Annotated in this window: 23 protein-coding genes; 15 read left to right on the plus strand and 8 right to left on the minus strand. The window is 51.2% G+C overall.

Annotated features, from left to right (window positions below; all coding sequences use genetic code 11):
• Nucleotides 1–81: 81 nt before the first annotated feature.
• The 4 genes from I0P70_RS13495 to I0P70_RS13510 all read left to right on the plus strand — a co-directional run bounded on the left by I0P70_RS13495 (nucleotide 82) and on the right by I0P70_RS13510 (nucleotide 4312).
• Nucleotides 82–528: a PepSY-like domain-containing protein gene (locus tag I0P70_RS13495; RefSeq protein ID WP_196118878.1), complete on the plus strand. Its 447-nt coding sequence runs from the start codon at nucleotides 82–84 to the stop codon at nucleotides 526–528.
• Between the two features lie 185 nt (nucleotides 529–713).
• The gene (locus I0P70_RS13500; RefSeq protein ID WP_076421047.1) at nucleotides 714–2471 is read left to right on the plus strand and encodes an ABC transporter ATP-binding protein; all 1758 of its coding nucleotides are present in this window, start codon (nucleotides 714–716) and stop codon (nucleotides 2469–2471) included.
• A 68-nt stretch (nucleotides 2472–2539) separates the two neighbouring features.
• Nucleotides 2540–3169, plus strand: coding sequence for a hypothetical protein (locus tag I0P70_RS13505; RefSeq protein WP_196118881.1), 630 nt, complete (start codon nucleotides 2540–2542; stop codon nucleotides 3167–3169).
• Between the two features lie 66 nt (nucleotides 3170–3235).
• Nucleotides 3236–4312, plus strand: a complete 1077-nt coding sequence (locus tag I0P70_RS13510; protein WP_196118883.1) for a J domain-containing protein — start codon at nucleotides 3236–3238, stop codon at nucleotides 4310–4312.
• Between the two features lie 55 nt (nucleotides 4313–4367).
• Here the strand turns inward: I0P70_RS13510 and I0P70_RS13515 are convergent, their stop codons facing one another.
• The 3 genes from I0P70_RS13515 to I0P70_RS21615 form a co-directional block, all read right to left on the minus strand.
• Nucleotides 4368–5765, minus strand: a complete 1398-nt coding sequence (locus tag I0P70_RS13515) for a CPBP family intramembrane glutamic endopeptidase (protein WP_196118885.1) — start codon at nucleotides 5763–5765, stop codon at nucleotides 4368–4370.
• Between the two features lie 110 nt (nucleotides 5766–5875).
• Complete coding sequence (locus I0P70_RS21610) at nucleotides 5876–6232, minus strand: alpha/beta fold hydrolase (protein WP_370583225.1); 357 nt, start codon at nucleotides 6230–6232, stop codon at nucleotides 5876–5878.
• A 137-nt stretch (nucleotides 6233–6369) separates the two neighbouring features.
• Nucleotides 6370–6663 carry an alpha/beta fold hydrolase gene (locus I0P70_RS21615; protein ID WP_370583226.1) on the minus strand — a complete coding sequence of 98 codons (294 nt, stop codon included), beginning with the start codon at nucleotides 6661–6663 and terminating at the stop codon, nucleotides 6370–6372.
• A gap of 1461 nt (nucleotides 6664–8124) precedes the next feature.
• Between I0P70_RS21615 and mfd the strand changes: the two genes are divergently transcribed.
• The 5 genes from mfd (at nucleotide 8125) to I0P70_RS13545 (ending at nucleotide 15421) form a co-directional block, all read left to right on the plus strand.
• Nucleotides 8125–11496 carry a transcription-repair coupling factor gene (gene mfd / locus I0P70_RS13525; protein ID WP_196118887.1) on the plus strand — a complete coding sequence of 1124 codons (3372 nt, stop codon included), beginning with the start codon at nucleotides 8125–8127 and terminating at the stop codon, nucleotides 11494–11496.
• 181 nt (nucleotides 11497–11677) lie between these two features.
• Nucleotides 11678–13279 carry a PAS domain-containing protein gene (locus tag I0P70_RS13530; protein WP_196118889.1) on the plus strand — a complete coding sequence of 534 codons (1602 nt, stop codon included), beginning with the start codon at nucleotides 11678–11680 and terminating at the stop codon, nucleotides 13277–13279.
• Nucleotides 13280–13349: 70 nt separating this feature from the next.
• Nucleotides 13350–13757 carry a response regulator gene (locus I0P70_RS13535; protein ID WP_007652775.1) on the plus strand — a complete coding sequence of 136 codons (408 nt, stop codon included), beginning with the start codon at nucleotides 13350–13352 and terminating at the stop codon, nucleotides 13755–13757.
• A gap of 153 nt (nucleotides 13758–13910) precedes the next feature.
• The gene (locus I0P70_RS13540; RefSeq protein ID WP_196118891.1) at nucleotides 13911–14741 is read left to right on the plus strand and encodes a hypothetical protein; all 831 of its coding nucleotides are present in this window, start codon (nucleotides 13911–13913) and stop codon (nucleotides 14739–14741) included.
• A gap of 236 nt (nucleotides 14742–14977) precedes the next feature.
• Complete coding sequence (locus tag I0P70_RS13545; RefSeq protein ID WP_196118893.1) at nucleotides 14978–15421, plus strand: acyltransferase; 444 nt, start codon at nucleotides 14978–14980, stop codon at nucleotides 15419–15421.
• Nucleotides 15422–15439: 18 nt separating this feature from the next.
• On the opposite strand, the gene I0P70_RS13550 is transcribed toward I0P70_RS13545, so the two are convergent.
• Nucleotides 15440–16027 carry a hypothetical protein gene (locus I0P70_RS13550; RefSeq protein ID WP_196118895.1) on the minus strand — a complete coding sequence of 196 codons (588 nt, stop codon included), beginning with the start codon at nucleotides 16025–16027 and terminating at the stop codon, nucleotides 15440–15442.
• A gap of 62 nt (nucleotides 16028–16089) precedes the next feature.
• Between I0P70_RS13550 and I0P70_RS13555 the strand changes: the two genes are divergently transcribed.
• The 3 genes from I0P70_RS13555 (at nucleotide 16090) to I0P70_RS13565 (ending at nucleotide 19115) form a co-directional block, all read left to right on the plus strand.
• The gene (locus I0P70_RS13555) at nucleotides 16090–16674 is read left to right on the plus strand and encodes a uracil-DNA glycosylase family protein (protein ID WP_196119356.1); all 585 of its coding nucleotides are present in this window, start codon (nucleotides 16090–16092) and stop codon (nucleotides 16672–16674) included.
• Between the two features lie 60 nt (nucleotides 16675–16734).
• Nucleotides 16735–17883: a pyridoxal phosphate-dependent aminotransferase gene (locus I0P70_RS13560; protein ID WP_196118897.1), complete on the plus strand. Its 1149-nt coding sequence runs from the start codon at nucleotides 16735–16737 to the stop codon at nucleotides 17881–17883.
• Between the two features lie 455 nt (nucleotides 17884–18338).
• Complete coding sequence (locus I0P70_RS13565) at nucleotides 18339–19115, plus strand: amidohydrolase (RefSeq protein WP_196118899.1); 777 nt, start codon at nucleotides 18339–18341, stop codon at nucleotides 19113–19115.
• On the opposite strand, the gene I0P70_RS13570 is transcribed toward I0P70_RS13565, so the two are convergent.
• On the minus strand, nucleotides 19107–19484 hold the full coding sequence (locus I0P70_RS13570; RefSeq protein WP_196118901.1) for a hypothetical protein: 378 nt from the start codon (nucleotides 19482–19484) through the stop codon (nucleotides 19107–19109). The genes I0P70_RS13565 and I0P70_RS13570 overlap by 9 nt on opposite strands.
• Nucleotides 19484–21733 (minus strand): T9SS type A sorting domain-containing protein, encoded by a 2250-nt coding sequence (locus tag I0P70_RS13575; protein WP_196118903.1) that lies wholly within the window; start codon nucleotides 21731–21733, stop codon nucleotides 19484–19486. The genes I0P70_RS13570 and I0P70_RS13575 overlap by 1 nt, the downstream gene beginning before the upstream one ends.
• 105 nt (nucleotides 21734–21838) lie before the next feature.
• Between I0P70_RS13575 and murF the strand changes: the two genes are divergently transcribed.
• Nucleotides 21839–23125, plus strand: a complete 1287-nt coding sequence (gene murF, locus I0P70_RS13580) for a UDP-N-acetylmuramoyl-tripeptide--D-alanyl-D-alanine ligase (protein WP_196118905.1) — start codon at nucleotides 21839–21841, stop codon at nucleotides 23123–23125.
• Nucleotides 23126–23427: 302 nt separating this feature from the next.
• Nucleotides 23428–24138, plus strand: coding sequence for a hypothetical protein (locus tag I0P70_RS13585; protein WP_196118907.1), 711 nt, complete (start codon nucleotides 23428–23430; stop codon nucleotides 24136–24138).
• Nucleotides 24139–24387: 249 nt separating this feature from the next.
• Here the strand turns inward: I0P70_RS13585 and I0P70_RS13590 are convergent, their stop codons facing one another.
• Complete coding sequence (locus tag I0P70_RS13590) at nucleotides 24388–24696, minus strand: hypothetical protein (RefSeq protein ID WP_196118909.1); 309 nt, start codon at nucleotides 24694–24696, stop codon at nucleotides 24388–24390.
• On the opposite strand from I0P70_RS13590, the gene I0P70_RS13595 reads away from it, so the two are divergent.
• Nucleotides 24695–25990, plus strand: coding sequence for a T9SS type A sorting domain-containing protein (locus tag I0P70_RS13595; protein ID WP_196118911.1), 1296 nt, complete (start codon nucleotides 24695–24697; stop codon nucleotides 25988–25990). The two genes, I0P70_RS13590 and I0P70_RS13595, sit on opposite strands and share 2 nt — an antisense overlap.
• A gap of 129 nt (nucleotides 25991–26119) precedes the next feature.
• Here I0P70_RS13595 and rfbC read toward each other — a convergent pair whose 3' ends face one another.
• A complete protein-coding gene (rfbC, locus tag I0P70_RS13600) occupies nucleotides 26120–26662 on the minus strand; it encodes a dTDP-4-dehydrorhamnose 3,5-epimerase (RefSeq protein ID WP_196118913.1) in 543 nt (180 codons plus the stop codon).
• Nucleotides 26663–26689 lie beyond the last annotated feature (27 nt).

The raw sequence follows: 26689 nt of genomic DNA on the forward strand, positions 1-26689 counted from the left end.
ACCTGCAAAGCTCAGATTTGCTTCAGAATTGCACCGTAAACTTGTAACATACCAATTTTTAACACTTAAAAATCAGGAGTTATGAAAAAGATACTAGTTGGATTTGCCTTCGTAATAGGTTCAGTTGTAGCGGTTGAGGCGCAGGATGTAGCCGAAAAGGATGTACCTGAAGCTGTGAAAAGTGCGCTGTCGCAAAAGTATACCAATGCCACCGACCTTGAGTGGGAAAAGCACGGTGAGAACTACGAGGCTGATTTTGATATAGACCGCATCGACCATACCGTGATGATTGACCCATCTGGTAAGATACTGATGACCAAGCGTGATATAGAGGAGAAAGACCTGCCACAAAACATACGCACTGCCATCAGCCAGAATTACAAAGGCATGCGCCTGGACGACATCGAGCAGTTGGAGAAAGACGGCAACACCTATTATCAGTTAGAGCTTGAACAGAAGCCCCAGGATAAAAAGGTAGTACTGTCACAGGATGGAAAAGAAGTAACGGAACCAGCTTACTGGGACTAACTACTTGCCTTCTAAATATTAAAAGAAATGCCCGGGGCTATGCTTCGGGCATTTCTTTTACCTATACCCCAAAGAGCCTATACCTGCCTCCTCATGACCTACTGCTCTAAGCGGAGATATAGGTGAACTGTATACTTGCGCCGAATACCCGCGTAGGAGGAGAACCTGAACTTACCTTATGGCCCATGCGCGTACTCTGGAACTACCTGCAGCCCCACCGCGGACTTGTTATACTCTCTTTAGTACTTGCCGGCATCAGCCAGGTGCTGGCGCTCGTCGACCCCATCATCTTCGGCAAGATTATCGACGATTACGCCACGCCGCCTTTCACCATGACCAGCGAAGAGCGGGTAAAAGGGGCCCTGTGGCTGATGCTGCTGGCTGTGGTTGTCGCACTGCTCTCTCGCCTGGCCAAGGCTTTCCAGGAGTACTTCACCAACCTGGTCGTGCAGAAGTTCGGGGTACAGATCTTTAACGACGGCCTCAAGCAGACCCTTAAACTCTCTTACCAGGAGTACGCTGACCAGAACAGTGGCGAAACACTTTCTATACTTCAGCGGGTGCGCCGTGACACGGAGCGCTTCATCAACTCGTTTATCAACATTCTCTTTTCATCACTGGTGGGTGTGGGCTTCCTGGTATGGTACGCCATCACCAAACACTGGGCGCTGGTACCTATTTTCATTATCGGAATGGTCGTGCTCGGCGGCCTTACCAGTCTGCTCAGCGCGAAGATCAAGACCATGCAGCGCTCCATCAACCGGGCCACGAACAAAATGTCGGGTGTGATCACGGAGTCGCTGCGCAACATTGAACTGGTAAAAAGCCTCGGCCTGACTTACCCCGAAATACGCCGTTTGCGTGAGCACACGGAACGTATTTTTTCGCTGGAAATGGCCAAGGTAAAACGGGTGCGCACACTTTCATTTCTGCAAGGAACAGCCCTTAATCTGCTCAAGCAGTCCATCCTTTTCACGCTCCTTTGGCTGATCTTTCGGGATGTGCTCTCTACCGGCGAGCTAATCTCGATGCAGTTTATCTCAGTTAGCATTTTCGGTCCCTTGCAGGACATGGGTACCATCATCCTGACCTACCGGGAGGCCGAGGCTTCGCTGCACAACTTCGCTGAGCTGATGAACAAGCCCGTCGAGACCAGGCCTGAGTCGGCAATTGATGTGGGGCCGCTGCAGCAATTGCGTTTTCAGGACGTAGTGTTCCGGCACAAGGGCGCTCCGCAGAACTCTGTGGATGGCATTTCCTTTGAAGCCAACACCGGCGATACGATTGCCTTTGTAGGACCGTCGGGCTCAGGAAAGTCTACGCTGGTGAAGCTGCTGGTGGGGCTATACCTGCCGGCCAGTGGGGAGATCTACTACAACGGCACGCCCGTGAAAGAAATCTGGCTGAACGAGGCACGCCGGCAACTGGGCTTTGTGACACAGGAAACAAATCTGTTTTCGGGCACTATCAAAGAGAATCTGCAGTATGTGAAGCCGGACGCTACTGACGAAGAAGTAGTACGGGCCATGGAAAAGGCTTCCGCTACCACCCTGCTTTCCCGCTCCGAGCAGGGCATCCACACCCAGATAGGCGAAGGTGGACTGAAGATGTCGGGTGGTGAGAAGCAGCGCCTTTCCATCGCCCGCGCCCTTATTCGAAACCCGCGCCTGCTCATCTTCGACGAAGCCACCTCCGCCCTCGACTCCCTTACCGAAGAAGAGATCACGGCTACTGTGAAAGAAATATCTGCCCTGCGGGAGCAGATCACCATCCTGATCGCCCACCGCCTCAGCACCATCATGCACGCCGACACCATTTATGTGCTGGAAAAAGGAAAGATCATAGAGCAGGGAAACCACGCAGAATTAGTGGAGCAAAAAGGTCTGTACTACGCCATGTGGCGCCAGCAGATAGGCGAGCGTAAGGTGGAGCTGATCCGGTAGATGCCTTGCAACTTTCTACCAGCGCACACGGTATGCAAAGCAACACATTAAAGCAGAACACTATACCTATGAAACTATACCTCTTTGCAATCACCTGCCTGCTGATCCTCGCCTCCTGCGGCTCCGACTCCGCCGACGGCAACTACAACCGCGCTGCAGACGATGAACTGATTGACGAGCAAATCGACTCCGACACCAAAGCCTCTATCGACAGCGTGGCCCGCGCCACCGACGAAGGCGCTATTCTGCACCCGCTGCCCGACACGCTGACAACCCTGCTGCAACAGCGCCAGCCGCAGGCCGAGGTGGCAGTGCTCACCGACCAGACTATGTCGAACCGCCGCCTGCAGGTAGACAACCCACTATACCTGCGTGGCAACCTCAATGGCAACCGTAACCCCGACTACGCAGTGCAGGTGCTGCAGAATGACTCCATTCACATCCTCGCTTTTCTGGATTACGGCACCCCGCAGGTCCGCGAAATGAAAGTGGCTTCCTATCCGTCGCAGCAGCTGAACGACCGCAGGTATAGCACCCTGCAGCTCAAACTAGCCCCGCAGGATTCGCTTGTTCGCAACCCCCGCCAGCAACAGTTCACAAACCTCAAAACTGATGGCGTGTCTGTGCTAGACGGCAACCGCACTACCCTATACCTGTTGCAAAACAACCGGTTTATACCTTTCGACGCCCAGCAGTAAGGTATAGCGGTGGTTAATCCGTAAATTGCAGGCGCTATACCTTCTTTTTATACCTGCTAATAGTCTATGCCTGCTTCCAAGTCTGACAAACCTGTTCCCTCGCTCACGCCACAAATCTCCTCTGAAGACCAGCGCAGGCTAAGCAAACTGCAGCAGGACTTCAATAAGAAAGTAGCGCAGATAGAGCAGCTGAAGCAGGAACTAACCTCTCGACGCGACAGCATGGACCTGGCCCAGAAGCGGATTGAGAAGGAACTGCGCCCCATTATTATGCAACAGGTGGAGCAGCGGGCAGAACTGGCCCATCTGTTGGACGAGGCCTTTGCCCTCCCCCTATTCAGTTTCAGAGAGAAAGAAAAGCTCGCCCTGCTCATTGCCGACATCGCACTGGACCTGATCCAGAACTACGAGCGCCAGGACCTGATCGCCCTGCACGACCGATATGCCGAGGCCCCTTATGCCGAGCGGGCGGTATACGCAGCTGACGAGGAAGATTCTCCAGAGGAAGACGCAATCAGCGAGGAAGAGACCGCTATACCTGACAACTGGGATGAGCTCGATGAGTTTGAGCGCCTGCAGGCCCAGCTGAACCGGGAAGAGGAAGAACGGGAGCGGGCCAGGCAAAACCGCCAGAAAGGCCGCAAAACCAAAGCTCAGAAAGAGAAAGAGGCAAAAGCCAAGGCCGAGCTCAGCAACATCAGCAAAGCCAGCCGCCGTGTGTATACCGACCTGGCCAAGCAACTGCACCCCGACAAAGAGCGTGACGAAACCAAACGTGCCTGGAAAGAAGAGGCCATGAAGCGCGTCACACAGGCCTACCACCACGATGATTTCTTTGAATTGCTGCGCCTTCAGATGGAGTTTATGCAGGAGCAGGGCCAGGCACTTGACAAACTGCCCGATGAGCAGCTGCAATACTATGTAAGGCTACTGGATGAACAGTTAAGCGAACTACAGGCTGAGCTCAATGGATTCATCTTCGGTCCCAACGCCACGTTTTACGACCGCTTCTGCGGAAGCCCGAAGCAGATGAATCAGAAATTTAAACAGGCGAAGGAAAGCTTGACCTATGAGTTAGAGCAGCTGAAGCAGAACCTGCGTGTGCTGCAAGACCCGGTTCAGATTAAGGTGATTTTAAAATAAAGCAGCCGCTCACAGGTCAGAGAGACAAGTGAGCGGCTGCTTCAGACTTTACTCGTTATTTAAAAGACACGACTGCCAGATCGGCCAGCTCCATCCTTGACTGCAGCAGAATCCCGTACTTCGTTTTCAGGTCTTCCTTTGCCTGCTCAAAATCATTCTTGGGTAGCTTGAAATCGTACTTACCCAACTCCAGCAGTTTTCTTTCAGAAATAAGTCCCACCTTAAAGTTTTTCTCGACGGCACCTACCAACTCTCCGAGCGTTACATTTTCGAACGTGATCGCCTCCTCGCTATACCTGACGGTAGACCTTTTGAGGTCAGCCACCGCATGGGCAGCCAGCAGGCTGGAGTCGGCAATCGCCACATCCCAGGCGTCCATTTGCTGCGAACGGTAGGTTACCTCAAACTTATATACCTCCTGCAGTTGCTTTAGCACAAGTTGTTTGTTTTGCTTTATATCTCTGGAAGTGCTGTGGTCTTTAAACTTCAGGTCTATCGCCGTGTGCTGATGCTTCTTTTTATCAAGCTCTACGGAAGACTCATCCTTATCCAGCAGCGCCAGGATAACGTCGTGCAGCCTTTGATTCTCAAATCCCAGCGAGTCACTGCCTATATGCTTGGAGGAAAGAGCGGTCTGGTCATAGAGCATGTGTTCCTCCACCTGCAGGGTATAATTTTCATCCTGGATGTGTAATTTCTCGTCTAGCATACCCATTGTAGCTAGGGCCAGTCCAAAGAACAGCGCATTGTGACTCGCATGCAGGAAGTAGCCCCAGAAAAAGCCATACTTCACACGCATATACCCCATCAGCATACCCCCCACAATCTGAGGCGCAATCAAAATCGGGATCAGTAAAACAGCAGCCGAGGCGTAGTCAAAGTCGGTGAAATTGGTAATGTGAATAAGGCCAAAAGCAAAGGCTATAAGGTAAAAGAAGACACCGTATATCTTATCCCATAGCTTTTTAAGAAAACCAGTTATGGCATCGGCGTTTAGCGCGTACAGCATCAGCGCCATACCCGATATAACCCAGACCCCAATTGCTCCTTCTAAAGGCAGCACTGAGTAGGCCAAAACACCCAGTGCAATGGTCGCCACGAACGCCAGCAGCGCCATGTACCCGCTTTTGAATCGCAGGCCATAACGGAAAACCAGCTCCTCTAGCAGAGGAACCGCCAGCACACCCAGTAGCAGGAAGGCCCAGACCGGGAAAGACCGCATCATTTCAATTACAGCATGACTATTGTTACTATGCCACCCCATCCACTCAACCAAATTGATGACACCAGTAAGTACAAACATGAGTACCATGTCAATCAAGAGCACATACAACAGGATGCGCAACTTAAAAGAGCCGCTATTTTCGGTAGCGGGCTGGTCTTTGGGGTTCCTGAGGAAAAGCCAGATGTCGGAGGCAGTTTGCTTTAACTGAAGTGTAAAAGAATGGAGCATGAACGAAAGCTATATTGACTATTGCACTAATTGCAGTCTCAATATATATAAGTTCAGCCATATTATCACGTTATTTCTTCTCTTAACTTCTGCTTGAGCGACAGCTATACCTACAGGTAGTTCTCCATAACCTCGATCACCTCCAGGGGAGAACTCAGGTTCGGACAATGGCCTGTCGCTTTCATTTGCACCAGCGTAGAATTTCGGATTGCCCGATGCACGTAATTACCTACTTCGATAGGAGCGATCACGTCTTCAGAGCACTGCATAATCAGTGAATCAGTTTTGAGCTTTGGAAGGTCTAGCCGATTGTCTGACAGAAAAGTGACTTGGGCAAAATGGCGTGCAATCTCCGGGTCTGTATTACAAAAACTCTCTACTAGCTCTTCCCCTAGCGAAGGCTTATCCGGATTTCCCATTATGAGCGGAGCAAAAGTATCTGCCCAAAGTGTGTAATCGTGTTTCATATATGCCAGCATCGACAGTATATCGGCGCGATCGAACCCTCCAATGTAATTCTCATCGTTGATATAGCACGGCGAAGGCCCGATCAATACCAATTTGCTAAATAAGTTCGGGGATTCGATTGCGCTGAGCACTCCCATCATGGCCCCACTGAATGCCCTACAAAGATCACATCCTGCAGATTAAGTTCATGGCATATTTCCTGTATATCAGTTGAGTAGCCGTTGAGGGTGTTGTACTTACTGGCGTCATAAGCACTAAGATCAGAGTTGCCTGCCCCCACATGATCAAACAGCACAATCTTGTAGTGTTGCTGGAAAGCAGGCGTAACAAAGCGCCACATATTCTGATCGCAGCCAAAGCCGTGTGCAAACATGAGCGGTTGCTCTCCTTTCCCGAAAACGTTGATATTATTTCGCTTGATCACATCCATGGCATCCCCTTACCATTTACTTTTCTCTACCGCTCTTTATAGCTATAACGTAAACCTTATATTATACCTATACGAATTTTAATTTGGATTAAAACAAATTATATAGAGAGATTTAGTCACCATCACTGCATATAGAGAGGAAGGCAAGTTTCATATAGCAGGATAATCGTTTGGGAGATTAACTCTAATACAACAACGAAAGGTGAGTTAAGAATGTGGGATTCCTTCTGTTAGGTCCCTGATTTCTGTTTGCAATTCCTGCGCGAGAGGTTGGATTCTCAGCATCGCTGTTTCTTTGCTGCCGTCACACGATAGCGGAATTTTAGTACCATCCTCCAGCCATAAATAACTGTCAAACGAAATGGATGCGGTAGGCCGCCAGGAACGGCGCGAGCTGGAAGAGAAGTGTCTGTTCTTCTTAAGGAAAATGCACTTTGGTCCGGAATACGGTTCTCGGTCTCCGATGGTATGCCCCAATATATTGACACCTATACAATAAGTACCATGGTATAGATCGATTTCGAGGCACTTGTACTGGACCAGTGGAAAAATCCCGAACAGGATCATGAGGACACCAACTACAGGATAGAGCGTAAACAACCAAATGCCACCAGCGACAATGATTACGGCGTATACCTTCGTCGTAAAGCCGATCGGGTCAGTCAGTCTATAGCGAAGCAGTGGTGTTTCCATGGGTATACAAGGTATAAAGTTTTTAACGGGAAATTGGGTAACACAATAGAAAAAAGCCTCAATTTTCAATATCATTCATCAGTACTTATATTTACCATGTATGGCGTATGCTAACTCTCTCCCACCCTTAGTACTCCAGATATGCAGATGGTTTAATGTCGGCTGTTTGTTTCTCATCTGGATGTCCTCCTACTCCCTCGCACTGTCCACCAGGAAAGAATTTTAGCAATAGAGGAAACTTATGCAACGTTTCGCAACATACACTACAATCGCGTTACAAAACCTTTAGAAAACGTTGTCTTAATCACGGATAATTTTAGAATTCCTTTCAGAGCAATTGCCTTCATACATCTTGAGCAGGCCGACTCTGTTCAAATAACGAGTTCTCCTCTTCTTAAAATAATAGAGAGAGGAACCATAAAGGTACCCTCACTTGACAAACCTTTGACACAAGAGGCTGGAATGTTTGGGACGCTTATGTTCATACCCATCACATTTGCATTAATCTCCTTGCTTGGTGTAATTATGTGGAACAATAAGGAGCAACTGCTGAATGCGACCGTTATGAATGTCATCATGCTTTTGATCGTGCTCGTAATGCTAAACTACTTTTAACCAGAAGAATTCTAACTACAATAATTTAGCTTAGCTAAAACCCCTCCCCCAAAAAACCATAACTTCCGTATCTTTGTAAACTACAACCAGCAGAACACGACTATCGAAAAGTCCTGTGTTCTGCCTTTGCTGTTTTGTGACTTTTTGAACTGAATGAAAGTAACTGATTTTTTAGAGCTGTACCGACTTGACGGGGTGGTGCAGACCATTGCTGAGCGACTCAAAGCCGATAAACCCTACCGCCTGCAACTCAAAGGTATGGCAGGCAGCCTCGATGCTGTGATGGCTTCGGCGGTCTATACCTTGCACCCGCAGCACCAACTCTTTGTGTTGCACGACAAGGAGGAGGCGGCTTATTTTTATACAGACCTCAAGAACCTGCTCGGCGACGAGAAGGAGGTCATGCTGTTCCCAACGTCCTACAAGCGCCCCTACAGCTTCGACGATACCGAAAATGCCAACATTCTGATGCGTGCCGAGGTACTCAACCGCCTCAACACCAAATCCGACAAAGGCGAGTTGATCGTCACTTATCCGGAGGCACTGACTGAGAAGGTGATCAACAAAAAGTCGCTGGTAGAGAACACGCTGGGAGCCAAAGTGGGCGAAAAGCTGGATGTGAATTTCCTCAGCGAAATGCTGGCTGAGTATGGCTTCGAGCGGACGGAATTTGTGTACGAGGCGGGACAGTACGCCGTGCGCGGTGGTATCGTGGATGTATTCTCGTACGCCAACGACCTGCCCTATCGCATTGAACTCTTCGGCGACGAGATCGAGAGTATACGCTCCTTCGATCCCGACACGCAACTGTCGGTGGAGACGAAGAAAAGCATCTCGATCATACCGAACGTGCAGACCAAACTGCTGCAGGAAACACGCGAAGCTTTTCTCGACTTCCTACCGAAGAACACAGCCATCTGGTTTAAGGATGTGCGCCAGACGCTGGATGTGATCGACGAGTACTTCGACAAGGCGTCACATGCTTTTGACAAGCTGATGGAAGGCAGCGGCGGCACCCAGATCGTATCAGACCCGGAGCAGCTTTTCCAGACGCAGAAGCAGTTCAAGAAGCTGCTCGAGAAGTTCAGCATCGTGGAGTTTGGCAAGCGCTTTAATTACAAAGACACGGAGGTCCTGCAGCTGCAATCCAAGCCGCAGCCTTCGTTCAACAAAGACTTCAACCGACTGGTAAAAGACCTGCACGAGCAGCAGAGCAAGGGCTTTGTCAACATCATCGCCACCGAGTCGCCGCGCCAGATCAACCGTCTTACCACCATCTTCGACGAGCTGGACCACGACATGCGTTTCCAGCATTTGGCCGTATCGCTGCGGGAAGGTTTTATAGACGAACAGCTCAAGATCACCTGCTATACCGATCACCAGCTTTTCGACCGATTCTACCAGCACAAAGCCAAAGAGGGCCGCTCCAAAACAAAGGCAATGACCCTGAAAGAGCTGCGTACCCTGCAGCCCGGCGACTACATCACGCACATGGACTACGGCGTGGGCCGCTTCGCCGGTTTGGAGAAAGTGGAAGTAGGCGGTCGTCTGCAGGAGGCCATCCGACTGGTATACCGCGACGACGATTTGCTGTATGTGTCCATCCACTCGCTGCACAAGATCAGCAAGTATAGCGGCAAAGAGGGCGGCCCTCCGACCATGAGCAAGCTGGGCTCGCCGGAATGGGAGAACAAAAAGAAGAAAGTAAAGAGCAAGGTTAAAGATATCGCCGCCGAGCTCATTCAACTATACGCCAAGCGCAAAGCTGCGCCGGGCTACGCCTATACCCGCGATGGCTTTTTGCAGGCCGAACTGGAATCGTCGTTTATTTACGAAGATACCCCGGACCAGGGCAAAGCCACCGAGGACGTGAAAGCCGATATGGAGCTACCGCACCCGATGGACCGCCTCGTGTGCGGCGACGTAGGCTTCGGCAAAACCGAGGTGGCCATACGCGCCGCCTTCAAAGCGGCCTGCGACGGCAAGCAGGTGGCTGTGCTCGTGCCGACCACTGTACTGGCTATGCAGCACTTCAAGACCTTCCGCGACCGACTGGAGCAGTTCCCGATTACAGTGGACTACATCAACCGTTTCAAAACGGCCAAGGACATCAAAAACACCCTTCAGCGGGTAGCCGAGGGCAAGGTGGATATCCTGATCGGCACACACCGCATTGCCAGTAAGGATGTCAAGTTCAAAGACCTCGGCCTGCTGGTGATAGACGAAGAGCAGAAGTTTGGTGTGAAGACCAAGGAGAAGCTCAAGGAGATGCGTGTGAATGTGGATACGCTTACGCTCACAGCAACCCCTATACCTAGAACGCTCCACTTCTCCCTGATGGGTGCCCGCGACCTAAGTGTAATCGCCACACCACCACCAAACCGTCAGCCTGTGAAAACGGAGCTGCATGTGTTCGACGAGATCCTGATCCGCGACGCTGTAGCTGCAGAATTGAAACGAGGCGGACAGGTGTTCTTTGTGCACAACCGCGTGAAGGATATTGAAGAGATCGCCAACATGATCCTGAAACTGGTACCGGATGCACGCATCACCTATGCCCATGGCCAGATGGACGGCGAGACGCTGGAAAAGCGCATGATGAAGTTTGTGGAAGGCGAGTACGACGTGCTGGTGTCGACCAACATCATCGAGTCCGGTTTGGATATACCGAACGCCAACACCATCATCATCAACCGGGCGCACATGTTCGGACTCTCAGACCTGCACCAGATGCGAGGCCGTGTCGGTCGTTCCAACAAGAAAGCCTATTGCTACTTGCTTACGCCGCCTGTGGCTGGCCTGCCGACCGATGCCCGCAAGCGCCTGAGCGTGCTCGAGGAATTTTCCGATCTGGGCGAAGGCTTCAAGATCGCCATGCGTGACCTTGACATACGGGGGGCCGGCAACCTGCTGGGCGGTGAGCAGAGCGGCTTCATCAACGATCTCGGTTTCGAGATGTACCACCAGGTGCTCGACGATGCCATTAAGGAGCTCAAAGAAACCGAGTTCCGCGACCTGTTCCTGAAAGACAACCTGGCGGAGTTCGTGGAGCCGGTGCGCGACTGTAACATCGAGACGGATATGGAGGTGCTTATACCTGACTGGTATGTGGGCAACATCTCCGAGCGACTCAACCTCTACAGCAAGCTCGACAGCACCAAAGACCTGCAGGACCTGGAGAAGTTGAAGGCCAGTATCATCGACCGCTTCGGGCCGCTGCCGGAAGAGGTGCAGAAGCTGGTAGAGATCGTGAAACTGCGCTGGCAGGCCCAGCAACTGGGCTTCGAGAAACTCACCATCAAAAAAGAAGTGATGAAAGGCTACCTGCCCAGCGAGAATAACGATGCCTACTTCCAGTCTGAGACCTTTGGCAACATCCTCAAGTATGTACAGCAGCATTCGCGCCGCTCACGGCTTAAGGAAGCCAAGGATAAGCTCATCGTAATTGTAGAGGACATCCAGTGCATCGCTGATGCCCGGGAAGTTTTTGACAGCCTTGACGTAAAAGCTACTGTGAAGGGGTAAACTTCAGAATGATATTCCCATAATACTTCATCAGCTGCACAGGGCATCATAAATAGCATGGCTCTGTGCGGCTGACTAATTTTTTGGGAAGTAAAACGATTTAGGTAATTCTTAGACTAAATTTTGCTATTTTAGTAACTACTATGCTACGAAAACTAAACTTAAGTCTAAATTTATACCTGTGCATTCTAAAATCCCGACATCCGTACCTACACTAGAGCCCATCTTCAGGGCTTTGACTGGGCTATACCTTGTCCTGACGCCTGACTTAGTCATCGTGGATGCTACGGATGCTTTGCTGAAGCAAACGCATATAAAGCGCGACGAGACCATAGGACAGCATGTGTTTAAGATTTTCCCGAACAACCCCGATAACCTACAGGTAGACTCAGAGGGCTCTATGCACCAATGTATGCAGCATGCACTGGTACATAAAGAACCCTATCATATCGAAGTGCTTCGCTACGACATTCCCTCAGAAAACGGCTTTGAGGAACGCTACTGGAACACAACCACCATCCCTATCATGAATGAATTTGGGGAAGTGCAATATCTGTTGCAGGAGGTACGCGACATAACCGACAAGGTCCTGATCGATCGTGTGCATCAGCTGCGTCAGGAGCAGCTAAACCTGCTCACAAACGCAACCAAGGCTGTTGCCTGGGAATACGACATCGTAAACAACCGCATGACATGGGGCGAGGGGCTGCAGGAAGTTTTGGGCTATACGCCAGAAGAAATGGGTCCAGGTGGCGAGTCATGGGATTCACGCGTGCACCCGGATGATTTTGAGGAAGTACAACGCAGCATACAGCAGGCACTGGCCAGCAAGCAGAGTACCTGGACGGGAGAGTACCGTTTTCAGAAATCGGATGGCAGTTATGCCTATATACTTGACCAGGGCTACACGGCCTATGACTCCAAAGGCAACCCTATCCGGACCATTGGCTCTATTATCGACATCACGCAAAACAGAGACACACAGGAGGCGCTTCGGGAAAGTGACGCCCGCTTCCGTCACCTGTTGGAGGTGCTCCCGCACATGGCCTGGACGGCCTCCCCAAAAGGCAAAGTGCTTTTTTTCAACGACAACTGGTACAGCTACACAGGTATGCGTCCCGGCCAGACCGATGGCTGGATCAGCGCGGTACATCCCGAAGACTCAGCCATGGTGCTCACCAGTTGGCACAATGCAGTGGCTTCAGGCAGTAGCTTCGAGATAGAGTATCGCATACGCCACCACATAGATGGCAGCTACCACTGGTTCCTGGATCGTGGCCTGCCTATGCGTGACTCAGACGGAAACATCACGCTCTGGATTGGCACTTACACGGACATAGACGACCAGAAAAATCAGGGGGACTTTCGTGAAGATGACAGGCTGGAGAGCATACTGCGCCTGGCGCCGGTACACCTGTGCATGTTGCATGGGCCGGATCATGTGTGCCAGTATGTGACACCTGGGGTATACAAACTCTACGGCAACAGAAACTACATAGGTCGCTCTGCCCGTGAGCTTTGGCCAGAGCTCGAGCCGCTTGGTTTTTTTGACCTGCTACACGAGGTATACACCAAAGGCCGTACCGTTTACATCAACGAGTTCCGTACTCAGATCGATGAAGAGTTAAACGGCAAGCTGCGCGATGCCTATATCAACTTCAAATACCAGCCCCTTTTTGACAGCACTTCCTGCATAGAGGGCATTATCATCTCAGCAATCGAAGTGACTAACCTGGTGAGGGCCAGGCAGAGAGCGGAGGCATTAGCCAAAGGTGAATCCTGACACTTCTGATTTTTGTCTTTTTTTAAAACAAAAAAGGCTATACTTTGTAAAAGAACTCAAAATACCAATTATGAAATCTGTAAAGACTATCCTGCTTATAGACGACGACGATACAACCAATTACCTAAACCAGCGACTGCTGTCCCGTATGGAAGCTGCATCGGACATCAGGGTGGTAACCAACGGTGAAGAAGCCCTCGACTACCTCAACAAAGCCTTCAGCGGCGAAGAGAACTATCCGAAGCCGGACCTTATTTTTGTTGATATCAAGATGTCTGTGATGGACGGTTTTGAGTTTCTGGATGAGTACCAGCGATTTGACGAAGACAGCAAGCTGCGCACCGTCATGCTGATGCTTACTTCTTCGGCCAGCTTTTATGACCTGGAACGTCTTAAAAAATATCCGGAGGTACGCAGGCACTACTCCAAGCCACTGGCTGAGGCCGATGTGCGCGAGATCATGGAAACCTATTTTTAGCAGTACCTTATCTGATAGTTTAAGAGACGCCCTCACAAGGGGCGTCTTTTTTTATACCTGATGCTTTGCCAACAATAGCCTCTGTAAGCCGTAAAAAATAACGCCGCCGCAAGGCTAAATTTTTACATCGCTTATTAAAACTAAAATAGAATTATGGAAAACAGAGGAGAAAACCACGGAAGGCCTGGTGATGAGAACCAGCGCATCGGCCGGGAACTATACAACAGGGATAGAGAACAGAACCAACCACAGCGCTACGCTTACAGAGGCCAGGACCAGAATGAAAGAAAATGGGACGAGGGCAATTACTTCCACACCGGCCCTAGCCCGAGAGGAGCACAGGACCGCGACCGACAGGCTGAAAGCGGCCGTCACTACTTAGGCAACAGACCTGCTACCTATCAGAGCAATCAAGGCTCTTTCCAGAGCGGGCACTATGGCAGCCGCAGCGAAAGCCCTTACCGCAACGAGAGCCAGTACCTAAACTATGGCTACAGAGGCCAGGGCAGCGGTAGTCAGCAGTCATACCGTTCGCAGATGGGCGGTGGCTCGCAGCCCGGCAACTACAACGAGCCCCCTACCTCACAGGACAGTCTGTGGCGTGAAGGGCCTGGCAGCCGCAGCCGCTACAAGGAAACCGACTACCGCTACGGCAGCGGCTCGCACAACTGGTACAACGAAGGTCGCTACTCGCCTGACGTGGAACCGGACAACCGCGATAAGCGTGGCTTCTTTGAGCGTGTACGCGACACCTGGGATGACATCATGCACTCTGATGACCCGGATTACCAGCCGCGCAACCGCTACGACTCTGAGCGCAGAGCCGAGCAACTGAGCAGCCGAAACCGCTACAGCGGGGAGTCATACCGTGACCGTGATTTTGACCGTGGCTACGAAGGTGGTCCGCGCTGGGCCGACGAGATTGACTCTGGAAACGATGATTATTATAAAGGCACTGACAGAAGCCAACGTAACCGTCGCTAATGCGTATAGCAGACAGATTAGGTTACTTTGGTAGTAGATTAGTAATGAAGGCAGCCCACCGGCAACGGCGGGCTGCCTTTTTTTGTGCTGAACTCAAACGCTTTAAACATCAGGCTCGTGTGCCCGTACATAAAATCCGGTGCTGTCACATACCTGACTGTGGCCCCTATGTCCTACAGCCTCCTGCGGCACCAGTGCTTATTTTTTAGACATCTTAGAAAACAAAAGGAAAACAAATGCATCACGAGGAACAAGAAAGACATCATGAGCGGCATGATCGCCCACGCCGTCCGCACCCACGCCACGAAGTAGAGCAGCAGAACTTTCGCAGCCGATGGGAAGAGCCCAGACCCTTTATGCATGACCGTGAAAGAAGGCAGTACGAAGAAGAGATGCGCATACGGGAAGAGCGGGAGCGGCATGAGTATAGGCAGCAGCAAAATGAGCGGCGGCAGCATGAAAATATAAACCGACACCAGCACGGCTTTTCAGATGATCACCACCCGCAACACCGAAGAGAGGAACTCAGGGAATGGCGCGATGGCAATGAGCATTATAGCCCTGAGAACCAGCATGCCCGGGACCGGTGGCAACAGCATGAGCAGCTCCCTCCGCTGCGAGAGCAGCGACGCCGGCACCAGAGCCGCCGCGACGAGGATTGGGATCAACGGGGCTGGTAACGATCTACCCTGTAAAATCTAGAAACGCTTCCTGAACCCGGCACCAAACGACACCAGCTCGGGTATGCCGGGCACCAGGTTGAGCGACAGGTCATATTGCCCCTTTAGCTGGTAGTTGTACTCAAACTCTCCGCCGTACCAGTAAAACTTGTACTGCCAGTCACCCCTACGGTTAAAGTACCCATCATCTTCGTAGCCCTGCAGTCGGTTCCAGTCGCGGCGGTACACCAGCGTGGGGCCAAAGCCACCATTCAGGGAGTGTCGCCCTGCCTTGAATATCTGTCCGCGCCAACCCAGGTGTGTGAAGCCTGCGAGTGAAGAGGCACAGTCGGAGTATAGGCCTTGCTCTACCCGCACACTAATTACTTCGCGCACCACAAACCGGTCGTAGCCTACTATACCTCCAAAATTCAGCACGGCTATACCTTTCCGGTCAAGCCGGTTCTTGAAAAGCTCTGGGTATGGCGTTGGGCGCAAATGCATGGATAAACCAAAGAACTTTACAGTGAAGGCGTTCTTGTAGGCAGGCTGCTCCTGGGCATGGCCCGGCAGGAGGAGCGAAAAGCTGAAGAGAAATAACAGTAAAGTTCGACAAAGCTGCTGCATACCCCACTATATACAGTTTAGAACGCATTTTGTTAGCAGATCACCGTACCTTTGCACACAGTATGACCACTTCGCTTGACATTTTACTGGACCAGGTACGCTCCTGCCGACTTTGTGCTGAGCACCTGCCACATGGCCCCAGGCCAGTGCTGCGGGCGGCTCCTTCAGCACGAATGCTCATTGTGGGGCAGGCGCCAGGCACGAAGGTACACGCCAGTGGCGTGCCTTGGGACGACCAGAGCGGCAAGCGCCTCAGGCAGTGGATGGGCATTGATCCGGAAGTGTTTTATGATGAGCAGCAAGTGGCGATCGTCCCGATGGGATTTTGCTACCCCGGCAAAGGCAAAAGCGGTGACCTGCCACCCCGACCTGAGTGTGCCCAGCACTGGCACCAGCAACTTCTGCCGCTACTTCCCAATACTCAGCTCACTTTGTTGGTAGGCAAGTATGCACAGGATTACTTTCTGGGCGGAGCGGCCAAACCGACCCTCACCGAAACCGTAACGCATTGGGCAGACTACCTCCCCAGGTATATGCCGCTGCCTCACCCCTCGCCACGAAACCAGTTCTGGCTCCGACGCAATCCCTGGTTTGAGCAGGAAGCTATACCTGAGTTGCAGCAGCTCGTGGCCCAGACCCTTGGCTAAATTTTACTTGGTATCTACCCCGTAAATATTATCTTCGTTCATCAGCAATAAAACCACCTTATGATCAACTACCCAGGCAGCAAACTTCCTGATGTCGGCACCAGTATTTTTGCTGTGATGTCGGCGCTGGCCAATGAGCACGGAGCGATTAACCTGTCGCAGGGCTTCCCGGATTTTAACTGTCCCGACGAGCTGATTGCACTGGTGACCAAGTACATGCAGGAAGGTTACAACCAGTATGCCCCCATGCCTGGCATGCCGGCACTACGCCACAAGATCAGCGAAAAGACGGAGAAGGTATACGGTTATCGTCCAGACCCGGACCAGGAAGTGACGGTTACTTCCGGCGCTACCGAGGCGCTGTTTGCGGCCATCACGGCTGTGGTAAAACCCGGCGACGAAGTGGTGGTACTGGAACCCTGCTACGACAGCTATGCACCTGCCATCCGGTTGGCTGGCGGCATCCCAATCTATGTTCCGCTGGCTATACCTGACTTCAGCATTGACTGGGATCTGCTTAAGAAGAACATCTCGCGTCGTACCCGCATGATTATCATCAACACACCCCACAACCCGACGGGTGCTGTGATTCCGCGAGAGGACCTGGAAAAGCTGGCTAACCTGACTGATGGTACCGATATTCTCGTTTTGAGTGACGAGGTATATGAGCACATGGTATTTGACGGGAAGGAGCATGTGAGCGCCCTGCAGATCGAGTCGCTGCGGCAACGGGCCTTCGTGATTTCCTCTTTCGGAAAAACCTACCATACTACTGGCTGGAAGATCGGCTATGTCGTAGCGCCACCGGCCCTTACGGCAGAGCTGTGCAAGATGCATCAGTTCATCACGTTCTGCTCCGTTACGCCACTACAGCTGGCCATCGCCGACTACATGGACAACGAGGAGCACTACCGTACCCTCCCCGACTTCTACCAGGCCAAGCGCGACCTGTTCTGCGAACTGGTGAAGCCGTCTCGTTTTGAGCTTATACCTTCGGCAGGTACTTACTTCCAGCTGCTGAAGTATGATGCCATCTCACAGGAGCACGACCTGGACTTTGCCAAGCGCCTGACGCAGGAGATCGGTGTCGCCTCCGTACCCGTTTCAGCCTTCTACCACAACAAAACCGACCATCACTACCTGCGCTTCTGCTTCGCTAAAAGTGAGGACACGCTCAGGCAAGCAGCGGAGAGGTTGGTGAAACTTTGATGGTTAAATTGTTGATTGCTAGTTGTTGATTGTTGAAGGTTAAATTGTTGTTCGGCTAATGCAAGTACGCAGACACAGATAAAAGCCTTTTACAACACAACCACTGGCAGGTATAGCAAGACTAACTCGCACGCTGGCTATGAAATAAGCAGCGGTGCCAAGTGCGCTTTGCGGCGCTCCACTGTTTGAGCGTTCAGCGAGTTTGGAGCGTCTTGATTTTTTTGCTTACTGGGGGTAGGGGCCCTCGATTTTTTCATCAAGGAAAAAAGTAAGGCCCGCCCGGCCAGGGCAAAAGCCAGCTATAAAACAATGTCAAGTTAAGAGGAGCAATAGCAGAAGCTACGTAGCAAGAGCTTATCTAACTTGTCCACAAGATTCTTTCAGAATGACAAAAGGGTTAGCTTGGAATAGAATGTTAATACAATCGTAAAAAGCTATTTTTAATACTCTCTATTATGCAAGACCTTCGCGTTACCATCATCCAAACCAGCCTGCACTGGCAGGACGCTGCTGCAAACCGAGCCATGTTCTCGGAAAAGCTTGCTGCTGTAGCACCCGCTACTGATCTGATCGTGCTCCCTGAGATGTTCACAACAGGATTCAGCATGGACGCAGCCGGATTGGCAGAAGAGGCAGAAGGTCCCACCCTGCAATGGATGAAAGAAGAAGCAGCTAGGTATAGCGCCGTGATCACGGGTAGTGTGATCGTGCGGGAGGGTGAGCAGTATTTCAACCGCCTGTATTGGGTTCATCCTGACGGCACTTATCAGCACTACAATAAGCGCCACTTGTTCCGGATGGCGAAGGAGCACCATACCTATACCCCGGGACAAGAGAAGCTGCTGGTGGAATTGAAAGGCTGGAAAATTTGCCCCTTGGTGTGCTACGATCTACGCTTCCCGGTATGGAGCCGCAACGTAGGTAGCGAGTATGATTTGCTGCTCTACGTAGCTAACTGGCCTAAGCCACGAGCCAATGCCTGGAGCATTCTGTTACAGGCTCGTGCCGTCGAGAACCTGAGCTATGTGGTGGGTGTGAATAGGGTCGGAACGGACGGCAACGGGCACCCCTACTCCGGCGACTCAGCCGTCATCCACCCGAAAGGGTATAAACTACTTGAAACCACAGAAGCAGAAGGTATACACACCATCACGCTCAACAAAAAAGAGCTGACGGATTTCCGGGAAGCTTTCCCGGCGCACCTTGATGCGGATGATTTCACGCTAAACTGATCCTTCTAAAAACTGCCGCAGGTCTTCTTCGTCGGCTAACAAGGTATAGGCTATACCTTGTCGAGCCTGCAACATGCGCTGTAATCGAGGTTGCTCACCGACAAGCAGCAAGCGACGCTGCGGATGCGGCAAAAGCAGTTCTTCCAGTAAGGGCATCAGCCGGTTCAGGTCCCCTGCCCCACTCTTTACACACACGACAGTTTCTGGATTTTCCTGCAGCAGGCGCACGGCGTACTGCTGCAAAGAGGCATCAGACAGGGCGTCTACATCAAAGACAGGTATAGCCGGGGCGTACTGCCGCACCAACTGCAGGATGGGCTTGCTGAATGCGGTTTCCTCCGAAAGATCTACTAACAGAAAGGCCTGCATCAGTGTACTACCAGTCTGCGGGTTTCGTGGCGGCCGTCGCGGGAAGTGGCGCGCAGCAGGTATACGCCTGCTTTCAGATGGCCCAGCTTTAGGGTATGGCGGCGGTTGTAGCTATCGGCGGCATCGTATACCTTGCGCCCGATCATGTCGTGCAGCACCAGCGATACGGACTCATTCGCCTGTACCTGCACGGGCTCCTGCGCACCAGCCACCGGATTCGGGTATACCTTCAGTCCAAGGCCGCTGGTTTTATCATTTGGATTACCGTAGTTGCCGGCCGTTTGCTGCAACAGGTATAGCCCTCCTCCCTGCGTGCCAATGGCCAGGTATAGCTTGTAAGGCCCACCCAGTTCAGCCACAGCCAGTCCGAGTCCGCGACCAAAACGGGTAGCATGTGCTTCTCCTGTCAGCTCGTTTTCCAACACCTCTGTGGTTTCGATAAAGTCACCATTCAGATGGTCCAGAAAATCATTGTAAATACGCAGGGCCCCACTGTCATCCACGGTGAGCAGATCGAGCTTGGCGTTGCCGTCTATGTCCACCACAACCGGTGCCAGGTTGCGGCGGTAAAAGTCAAATTTAATTCCGCCGATGCTTTGCTTCTCCAGCACGAAACTGTTGCCAGAAGAGCGGTAATAGTCCAGCGTACCTGTGGCTTTTCCAACCAGCATGTCTACGCGCTGGCCATCTACCTGAAATAAGTGAGGAGTATCGCCATCAGCCAGCGTATACAGCGGAAGCAGGCGGGACGTATTGAAAGCGACAGGTTGCCCGGCTTTCGCATCGTTTATGAAGTACGCTAGTTGCGTTGTGCTTCCTCCATGATGTCCTGTCCCATGCTCCTTGTAAGTTAAAACAAGATCCGGCACCTGGTCCTGGTTAATATCGAAGAATGATGGCTTCAGTGAGAGTATGTTCTTATTGGAGAGGGCCAGGTAATCGTCTGTGACAAGCGTGAAGGCGGGCTCAGTTAAAGTACCGGTGTTGCGATAGAGGCTGAGCGTTGCCACGAAGCGGCCATTACGATCCGACCGTCCGTTGCCGACTACCAGGTCAAGCAGGCCGTCGCCATCTATATCCGCAAAGGCAGGGTAGGCATTTTCGCCCAAGTCGATCATCTGACTTTGCAGAAAGTTATCCTGCGTAAACTCAAAGTTCGGCTGACTTGTGGTGCCTGTGTTGCGGTAAAGCCAGGAGGAGCGTTGCAGCTCCAGGTTCCCCATGTTCTCGTTGCTGTTTGTGGCTACGAGCAGGTCAGGTATACCGTCAAATGTCACATCTTCGTAGTAAGCCGCCGGGAACAGATTAAAACTGGCTGGCTTTGGGCCGACGGGGAATGCAGGTTCAAAGCTTTCCATGCGGGCCAGTGTGCTGGTCCCTTTGTTTTCCATCATCACCAGGTCCTGACACTCCACGCTTCCCATCATCAGGTCTTTCGCGCCATCACCATTCAGATCTATAGCCAGCAGCGCCGAGCCGTCGTGGCCGGAGTGCAGCGGTGTGGCCATACGGCACTGTATCCCGAACCCAAAATTATTGCAGCCATGGCACTCGGTGATCTGCCCCCACCAATCGGAGCCGAGCGCAAACTCCAGCGTACCACAGGGCTTGCCTTCTTCCACCTGCATATTCTGGTAGTACTCCAAGGTATAGCCCCCCGAAAACTCCGACAGCAGGATATCCAGATCACCGTCGCCGTCCATGTCCACGATGGCAGGTATATCAGAGATATTCATTTGCATGTTGATGGTGTTCACGCCATTGCGGCTCCGGTAAAAGAGAGCATCCTGTGCCAGCACAAAAGTCGGGTACTTGTTGCTGCTTGCCTCCTGCCGGTATACCCGTATACCCAGGGGTGTGCTTGTGAAAATGTCTTTCAGGCCATCGCAGTTGTAATCGCGCAGCAGCACCCAGTTTTCCAATTCGGCCGGAAACATGACTTCATACTCGGGCGCATACTGATAGCGCCACTGACCTCCCTGCTGCACCGCCAGGTAGGTATAGACCTTGCGCAACATGCGGTCGAAGACAAACAGGTCGTCGCGGCCGTCTTTGTTCAGGTCGATGGTCGAGAATTGCGGGGTGTTGAGCCCACCACCCCAGGGATTTTGCAGCTGGGCACCATTAGCCGTAACCGGGATATCACTGCGTTGGCTGAAACGCAAAGGCTCCTGAGCTGATACGGCAGGCACCAGCAGGAAGAAAAAGAGAAGGAACAACAGGTAGCGCATAGACAGTTTGTTAGGCAATTGGGCTGTTGCTTTTGCCGTTTTGGGTGTATATTGCCATGACAGTGGCGGACCATACCTCTTTACGGGCAGCTGCCTCAATCATAGACTAAAAATACGCATTTCATGCCGAACAGCATCGATTTTCTTTACCAAAAAAACCTCGAGTGCCGCCACGTGAGCACCGACTCCCGCGCCCCGCAGGACCAAAGCCTGTTCTTCGCCCTGAACGGACCTAACTTTAAAGGTGCCAAGTTTGCGCAAGGCGCATTGGACAAAGGTGCCAAATACGCGGTAGTTGACGACCCTGCCCTGGCGTCTGATAATGTGTTTGTGGTGGAAGACACGCTGCAGGCACTGCAGGACCTGGCTCGCCACCACCGCAAGCAACTGAGCATACCGGTGATCGGCATCACGGGCAGCAACGGCAAAACCACCACTAAGGAACTGATCTATGCGGTGCTGAGCCAGAAATTCAACACGCTCTATACCCAGGGTAACCTCAACAACCACATCGGGGTGCCACTTACATTGCTCCGCATCAAGCCGGAGCACGAAATGGCCATCATCGAGATGGGCGCCAACCACATCGGCGAGATTGCCCTGCTCAGCAGCATCGCTCAGCCTACACACGGTATGATCACCAACATCGGCAAGGCGCACCTGGAAGGCTTTGGCAGTTTGGAGGGCGTGGCCCGTGGCAAGAGTGAGCTTTACGTGCACCTGCTCGAGCATGGCGGCACTGTGTTCGTGAACACCGGCAACGAGCACCTCATGCGCATGAGCCGCCGCATTGAAGACAAAGTAACCTACCCTGCATCTGGCGACTTTTACCACAGCGAATTGCTGGAGGCCTCGCCTTATGTAGTGTACAAAGACGAAGCGGGTCATGTGGTGCATACCCAACTGGTGGGCAGCTACAATTACGAGAACATGGCCGCAGCAGCCTGCATTGGCAAGTACTTTGGTGTGCCGCTGGAGAAAGCCAATGCCGCCATCGCAAACTATAGCCCCGTGAACAACCGCTCGCAGGTGATGCAGAAAGGCTCCAACACCCTGATTCTGGATGCTTACAACGCCAACCCAACCTCCATGGCGGCGGCTATCCGCAACTTCGGTGGCATGAACGCGCCGCGCAAGGTGGTTATCGTGGGTGATATGCTGGAAATGGGTGCCGAAAGCGCCGCAGAGCACAAAGCCATCGGTGAGATCATCGCGGAACAGAACTTTGAAACCGTGCTGCTATGTGGGCCGGAGATGAAACACGCTGCCGAAACTGACAGCCGTTTCCACTACTTCGCTACAAAGCCTGAATTGCAAAATTGGCTGGAGGCTAATCGGGTTTCGGAAAGTTACGTGCTGGTGAAGGGTTCAAGAGGTATGGGACTGGAGACGCTGGTGGAGGTGCTGTAGAGTTGGAGATGGGTATTTATTTAGTACAGCAGTTAGCGCCTGGTAGACCCGTTTTACCAGGCGCTTTTTTAATTATTGTCTTCTTTTGAATTCAAGCCTTCCACTCTGTTACAAATACGACTTAAACACGCATTATAACAATTATAAAACGCCTCGATTACGGCTTGAATTACTATACTTGCATATAAATTATAATTTATATAAATAACATCCAAGTTACCTTTAAGGGCAAACTTTCCTTTATTAGACACATAACTATATCTATTATTATATATAATTATTTATTTTAACTCCTGCCTTTTATGAAATTCAAGTATCCTCTAATTGCCTTTCTACTCTTCGTCTGCCAGTTTGCGTCTGCTCAATCGCAGGATTCCACAACATTCTATCGTCACCACATCGGCATCAATACACGTGTAATTATTGACAAAATCGTTGACCCGGCCAGCCGCATGCCCCTGCAGCTTATGTACAAGTACCAACTTTCCCGAACCGGGGCCATCCGGATCGGGCTGGAGGGGACATATGCCAAGTCCGACTCTACTCAGTCTTATACAAATCGTCGCGACGAGATTACCGATTACCTTTTAGGTGGAAGTGTTGGCCACGAATGGCAGAAGCCTCTATCCAAAATTTTTATGCTGTATTACGGAGCAGATGCCTTTTACAATCAGAAAGGAAGGAATATAGAGATGTGGGATGAGTTTAGTGAACCGGATCCATATGGTGTAGTAGAGAAACATTTAAAAGATCTTCTTACTACCACCTCTTACGGGATAAGGCCGTTTATTGGCTTGCGCGCTAATGTTGGCACCAGACTTTATTTATCGACAGAAACAGCTTTCCACTTAAGCAAAGTAAAAAGCTCGCAAGATCTCGTACTCTCCCTCAAAACATACTCCCCAGAATACGATAGTTTCGGCAACCCCAAGACCTATATTGACTACACTATTAACAAACTTGTTTTTTCCTACATCCCAATAACGTTTGTAAATCTTAACTGGATTTTCTAAAACTTAATAAATCAAATAAAACAAACTTATGAAGAAGCTATACTTCTTACTACTATTCTTAGTAGTTCCATTTTTATTAGCTGCATAAACAGCTTTAACGCCTGATGGCAGAGTTCCTCAATGTCCTGGAAATAGAATTGCTTATACAGCTTTTCCAGCAGGTGGTTCTGCTTCTGCCAATTATGCAGGCTGCTCTTTTAAATGGTCCATTACAAACGGCAAATTTTACTTTACTAACAGCAGTGATGATTATACTACATCCAACAGTTCTGTAGAAGTAATCTGGAACGATGTAACAAATAAAGGAGAATTAAAAGTAACGATCACGTCCTGTAACAACAAATCTAATGATGGCACGCCAACTACAGGTGGCGTCATAATAAAATCCATAAACAGCGTTAACCCCTCACAAGTTAAGGTAAACAACGTAGCAAAATCAAGCCACAGCATAGACTGGTGCAGCACAGCCCCTATAACACTTGCCATAGACAGAATTGCAATTCCCAACACCCCAAGCAGCTCTAATCCTTTCTTTTCCTCTACTTTATATGTAGACATGTATGAATGGACACTACCGACGGGGTGGCGCACTAATGACAATAAGACGGGTACCTTTACCACTTCTTCCTACTCCATTTCTGTTATACCTGCAGCAGGGTCCGGAGGCCAGGTAAAGGTGAGAGGCCTGAATCAGGAATGTAGCATATACAGTTCGCCGCGTGTAAACTTCTACAGCAATTACAGCACACTCACTGTTACGCGCGAACCTCAGGTAGGCGCAATCATTGCCTCCAAAACCAATTTGCACTGCGGCGACAGAGACCCTGTTAATCTCTCGGTTCCGACTGTGACGGGGGCGACATCCTACACCTGGTCGCTACCGCAGGGCTGGACGATTTCGGGATCTGCTTCCGGCAACTCTATCTCAGCCATACCAAGCGGCACGAATGGCGGGCAGGTATCGGTAGCCGCTAACATTACCTGCACCACCCCAACCAAGGCGGTCAACTCAAAACCTATCACCATCAACTACAACAGCAACCTGCCCGCGCTGACGTTCAGCAACGCCCCTTACGATATAGGCAATACTGCGTCTTCTTATAGCATAACCCCAGTGGCTGGTGCTTCCGGCTATACCTGGGAGGCAAGCCCCAACATCTTAATCAATGGACAACTCTCGCCGCTACAAAGCACGTCAACGGCAGTAGCAATCACTCAAAGGCCCGGCCATAGCGGTGCAGGCTGGGTGAAGGTAACGGCCAATAGTGCGCTGTGCAGTAGTAGTTCAGTTACCAAAAATGTTTGGGTAGGCCAACCAGAAATTTTATACTTCAGCTATTTTGGCAGTGCCAAATACCCTACCTGCCCCTACGAACAACACACTTTTGCTCCTGTTTACAGTAACGGATATCAGGGGCAGCCAACGCGCTACCGTTGGACAGTTGGTAATGTGAGCAGCCATGGCGACTTAACAGGTTCGACACTTACTGTAACGGCAGCAGGGTTTAACTTTAGCTCCCGCATGTCAATCGGCTTAGAGGTTGAAACTCCTCTCGGTTGGACACAGCAGTTTGTGATGCTCTACGAGATCCGCGACTGCGACAATGGTGCAGAGCCTATGTTTAGCCCGAATCCAGTTACAGAAGACGAGTTCACCCTAGAACTTTCTGGCAGTTCTGACGAGAGCTACAGCTATACCTTATATGACTTGCAGGGAAACCAGCGCCTTTCCGGCAAAGCCAAGGGCAAGAAGGCAAAGGTGAGCACCAAGGACATACCGGCTGGCACGTACATGCTCCGGGTGGAGCATAACGGCAAATCCACGACCAAAAGAATGATAATAGAGAAGTAACCAACCCGGTTGAACAAACAAGGCCCGCAATTGACTGCAATCGCGGGCCTTGTTGTTTCTAAATACAGACGCGTCATCAACCTAAATTTCAGACGAAATACCCCTATCTTAATTCTTTTGCCCAGGCACTCAAAACGGCGAATCAAAATCCTGCAACAGCGGCAATACTTCGTCTTTTGGCGACACCAGCGGCTCGACTATACCCCAGTCTATACCAAGAGCCGGATCGTTCCAGAGAATGCCACTTTCTGATGGCTGGTGATACAGGTTGGTGCATTTGTAAAGGAAGCTGGAATTGTCCTCTAAAGCTATAAAGCCGTGGGCAAAACCCTCCGGGATATAGAGCATGTTGTGCTGCTCTGCATCGAGTATGCAGGTGGCGTGCTGTCCGTAGGTTGGAGAGTTTTTGCGGAGGTCGAGCGCCACGTCCAGCGCACGGCCCGAAGCAACGCGCACCAGCTTACCCTGCGCATAAGGCGGCTTCTGGAAATGCAGCCCACGCAATACACCCTTCTTCGATACAGATTCGTTGTCCTGCACGAATACCGGGTCGATGCCGAAAGGCTTAAACATGCTGGTATTATAGGTTTCCATAAACCAGCCACGTTCGTCGCGGAACACGCGCGGTATAAACTCGATCAGGCCCTCAATATGATAGGTCTTGTGCTCCATGGCTGGTGTTAGTGGATAGGCTGTGGC

This window comes from Pontibacter sp. FD36, from assembly GCF_015686655.1.
GTDB lineage: Bacteria > Bacteroidota > Bacteroidia > Cytophagales > Hymenobacteraceae > Pontibacter.

Bases quoted from the DNA above. Each gene is read 5' to 3' on its own strand.
- I0P70_RS13495 (WP_196118878.1), top strand. From the start codon at position 82: ATGAAAAAGATACTAGTTGGATTTGCCTTCGTAATAGGTTCAGTTGTA.
- I0P70_RS13500 (WP_076421047.1), top strand. From the start codon at position 714: ATGCGCGTACTCTGGAACTACCTGCAGCCCCACCGCGGACTTGTTATA.
- I0P70_RS13505 (WP_196118881.1), top strand. From the start codon at position 2,540: ATGAAACTATACCTCTTTGCAATCACCTGCCTGCTGATCCTCGCCTCC.
- I0P70_RS13510 (WP_196118883.1), top strand. From the start codon at position 3,236: ATGCCTGCTTCCAAGTCTGACAAACCTGTTCCCTCGCTCACGCCACAA.
- I0P70_RS13515 (WP_196118885.1), bottom strand. From the start codon at position 5,765: ATGCTCCATTCTTTTACACTTCAGTTAAAGCAAACTGCCTCCGACATC.
- I0P70_RS21610 (WP_370583225.1), bottom strand. From the start codon at position 6,232: ATGAAACACGATTACACACTTTGGGCAGATACTTTTGCTCCGCTCATA.
- I0P70_RS21615 (WP_370583226.1), bottom strand. From the start codon at position 6,663: ATGGATGTGATCAAGCGAAATAATATCAACGTTTTCGGGAAAGGAGAG.
- mfd (WP_196118887.1), top strand. From the start codon at position 8,125: ATGAAAGTAACTGATTTTTTAGAGCTGTACCGACTTGACGGGGTGGTG.
- I0P70_RS13535 (WP_007652775.1), top strand. From the start codon at position 13,350: ATGAAATCTGTAAAGACTATCCTGCTTATAGACGACGACGATACAACC.
- I0P70_RS13540 (WP_196118891.1), top strand. From the start codon at position 13,911: ATGGAAAACAGAGGAGAAAACCACGGAAGGCCTGGTGATGAGAACCAG.
- I0P70_RS13545 (WP_196118893.1), top strand. From the start codon at position 14,978: ATGCATCACGAGGAACAAGAAAGACATCATGAGCGGCATGATCGCCCA.
- I0P70_RS13550 (WP_196118895.1), bottom strand. From the start codon at position 16,027: ATGCAGCAGCTTTGTCGAACTTTACTGTTATTTCTCTTCAGCTTTTCG.
- I0P70_RS13555 (WP_196119356.1), top strand. From the start codon at position 16,090: ATGACCACTTCGCTTGACATTTTACTGGACCAGGTACGCTCCTGCCGA.
- I0P70_RS13560 (WP_196118897.1), top strand. From the start codon at position 16,735: ATGATCAACTACCCAGGCAGCAAACTTCCTGATGTCGGCACCAGTATT.
- I0P70_RS13565 (WP_196118899.1), top strand. From the start codon at position 18,339: ATGCAAGACCTTCGCGTTACCATCATCCAAACCAGCCTGCACTGGCAG.
- I0P70_RS13570 (WP_196118901.1), bottom strand. From the start codon at position 19,484: ATGCAGGCCTTTCTGTTAGTAGATCTTTCGGAGGAAACCGCATTCAGC.
- murF (WP_196118905.1), top strand. From the start codon at position 21,839: ATGCCGAACAGCATCGATTTTCTTTACCAAAAAAACCTCGAGTGCCGC.
- I0P70_RS13585 (WP_196118907.1), top strand. From the start codon at position 23,428: ATGAAATTCAAGTATCCTCTAATTGCCTTTCTACTCTTCGTCTGCCAG.
- I0P70_RS13595 (WP_196118911.1), top strand. From the start codon at position 24,695: ATGTATGAATGGACACTACCGACGGGGTGGCGCACTAATGACAATAAG.
- I0P70_RS13590 (WP_196118909.1), bottom strand. From the start codon at position 24,696: ATGTCTACATATAAAGTAGAGGAAAAGAAAGGATTAGAGCTGCTTGGG.
- rfbC (WP_196118913.1), bottom strand. From the start codon at position 26,662: ATGGAGCACAAGACCTATCATATTGAGGGCCTGATCGAGTTTATACCG.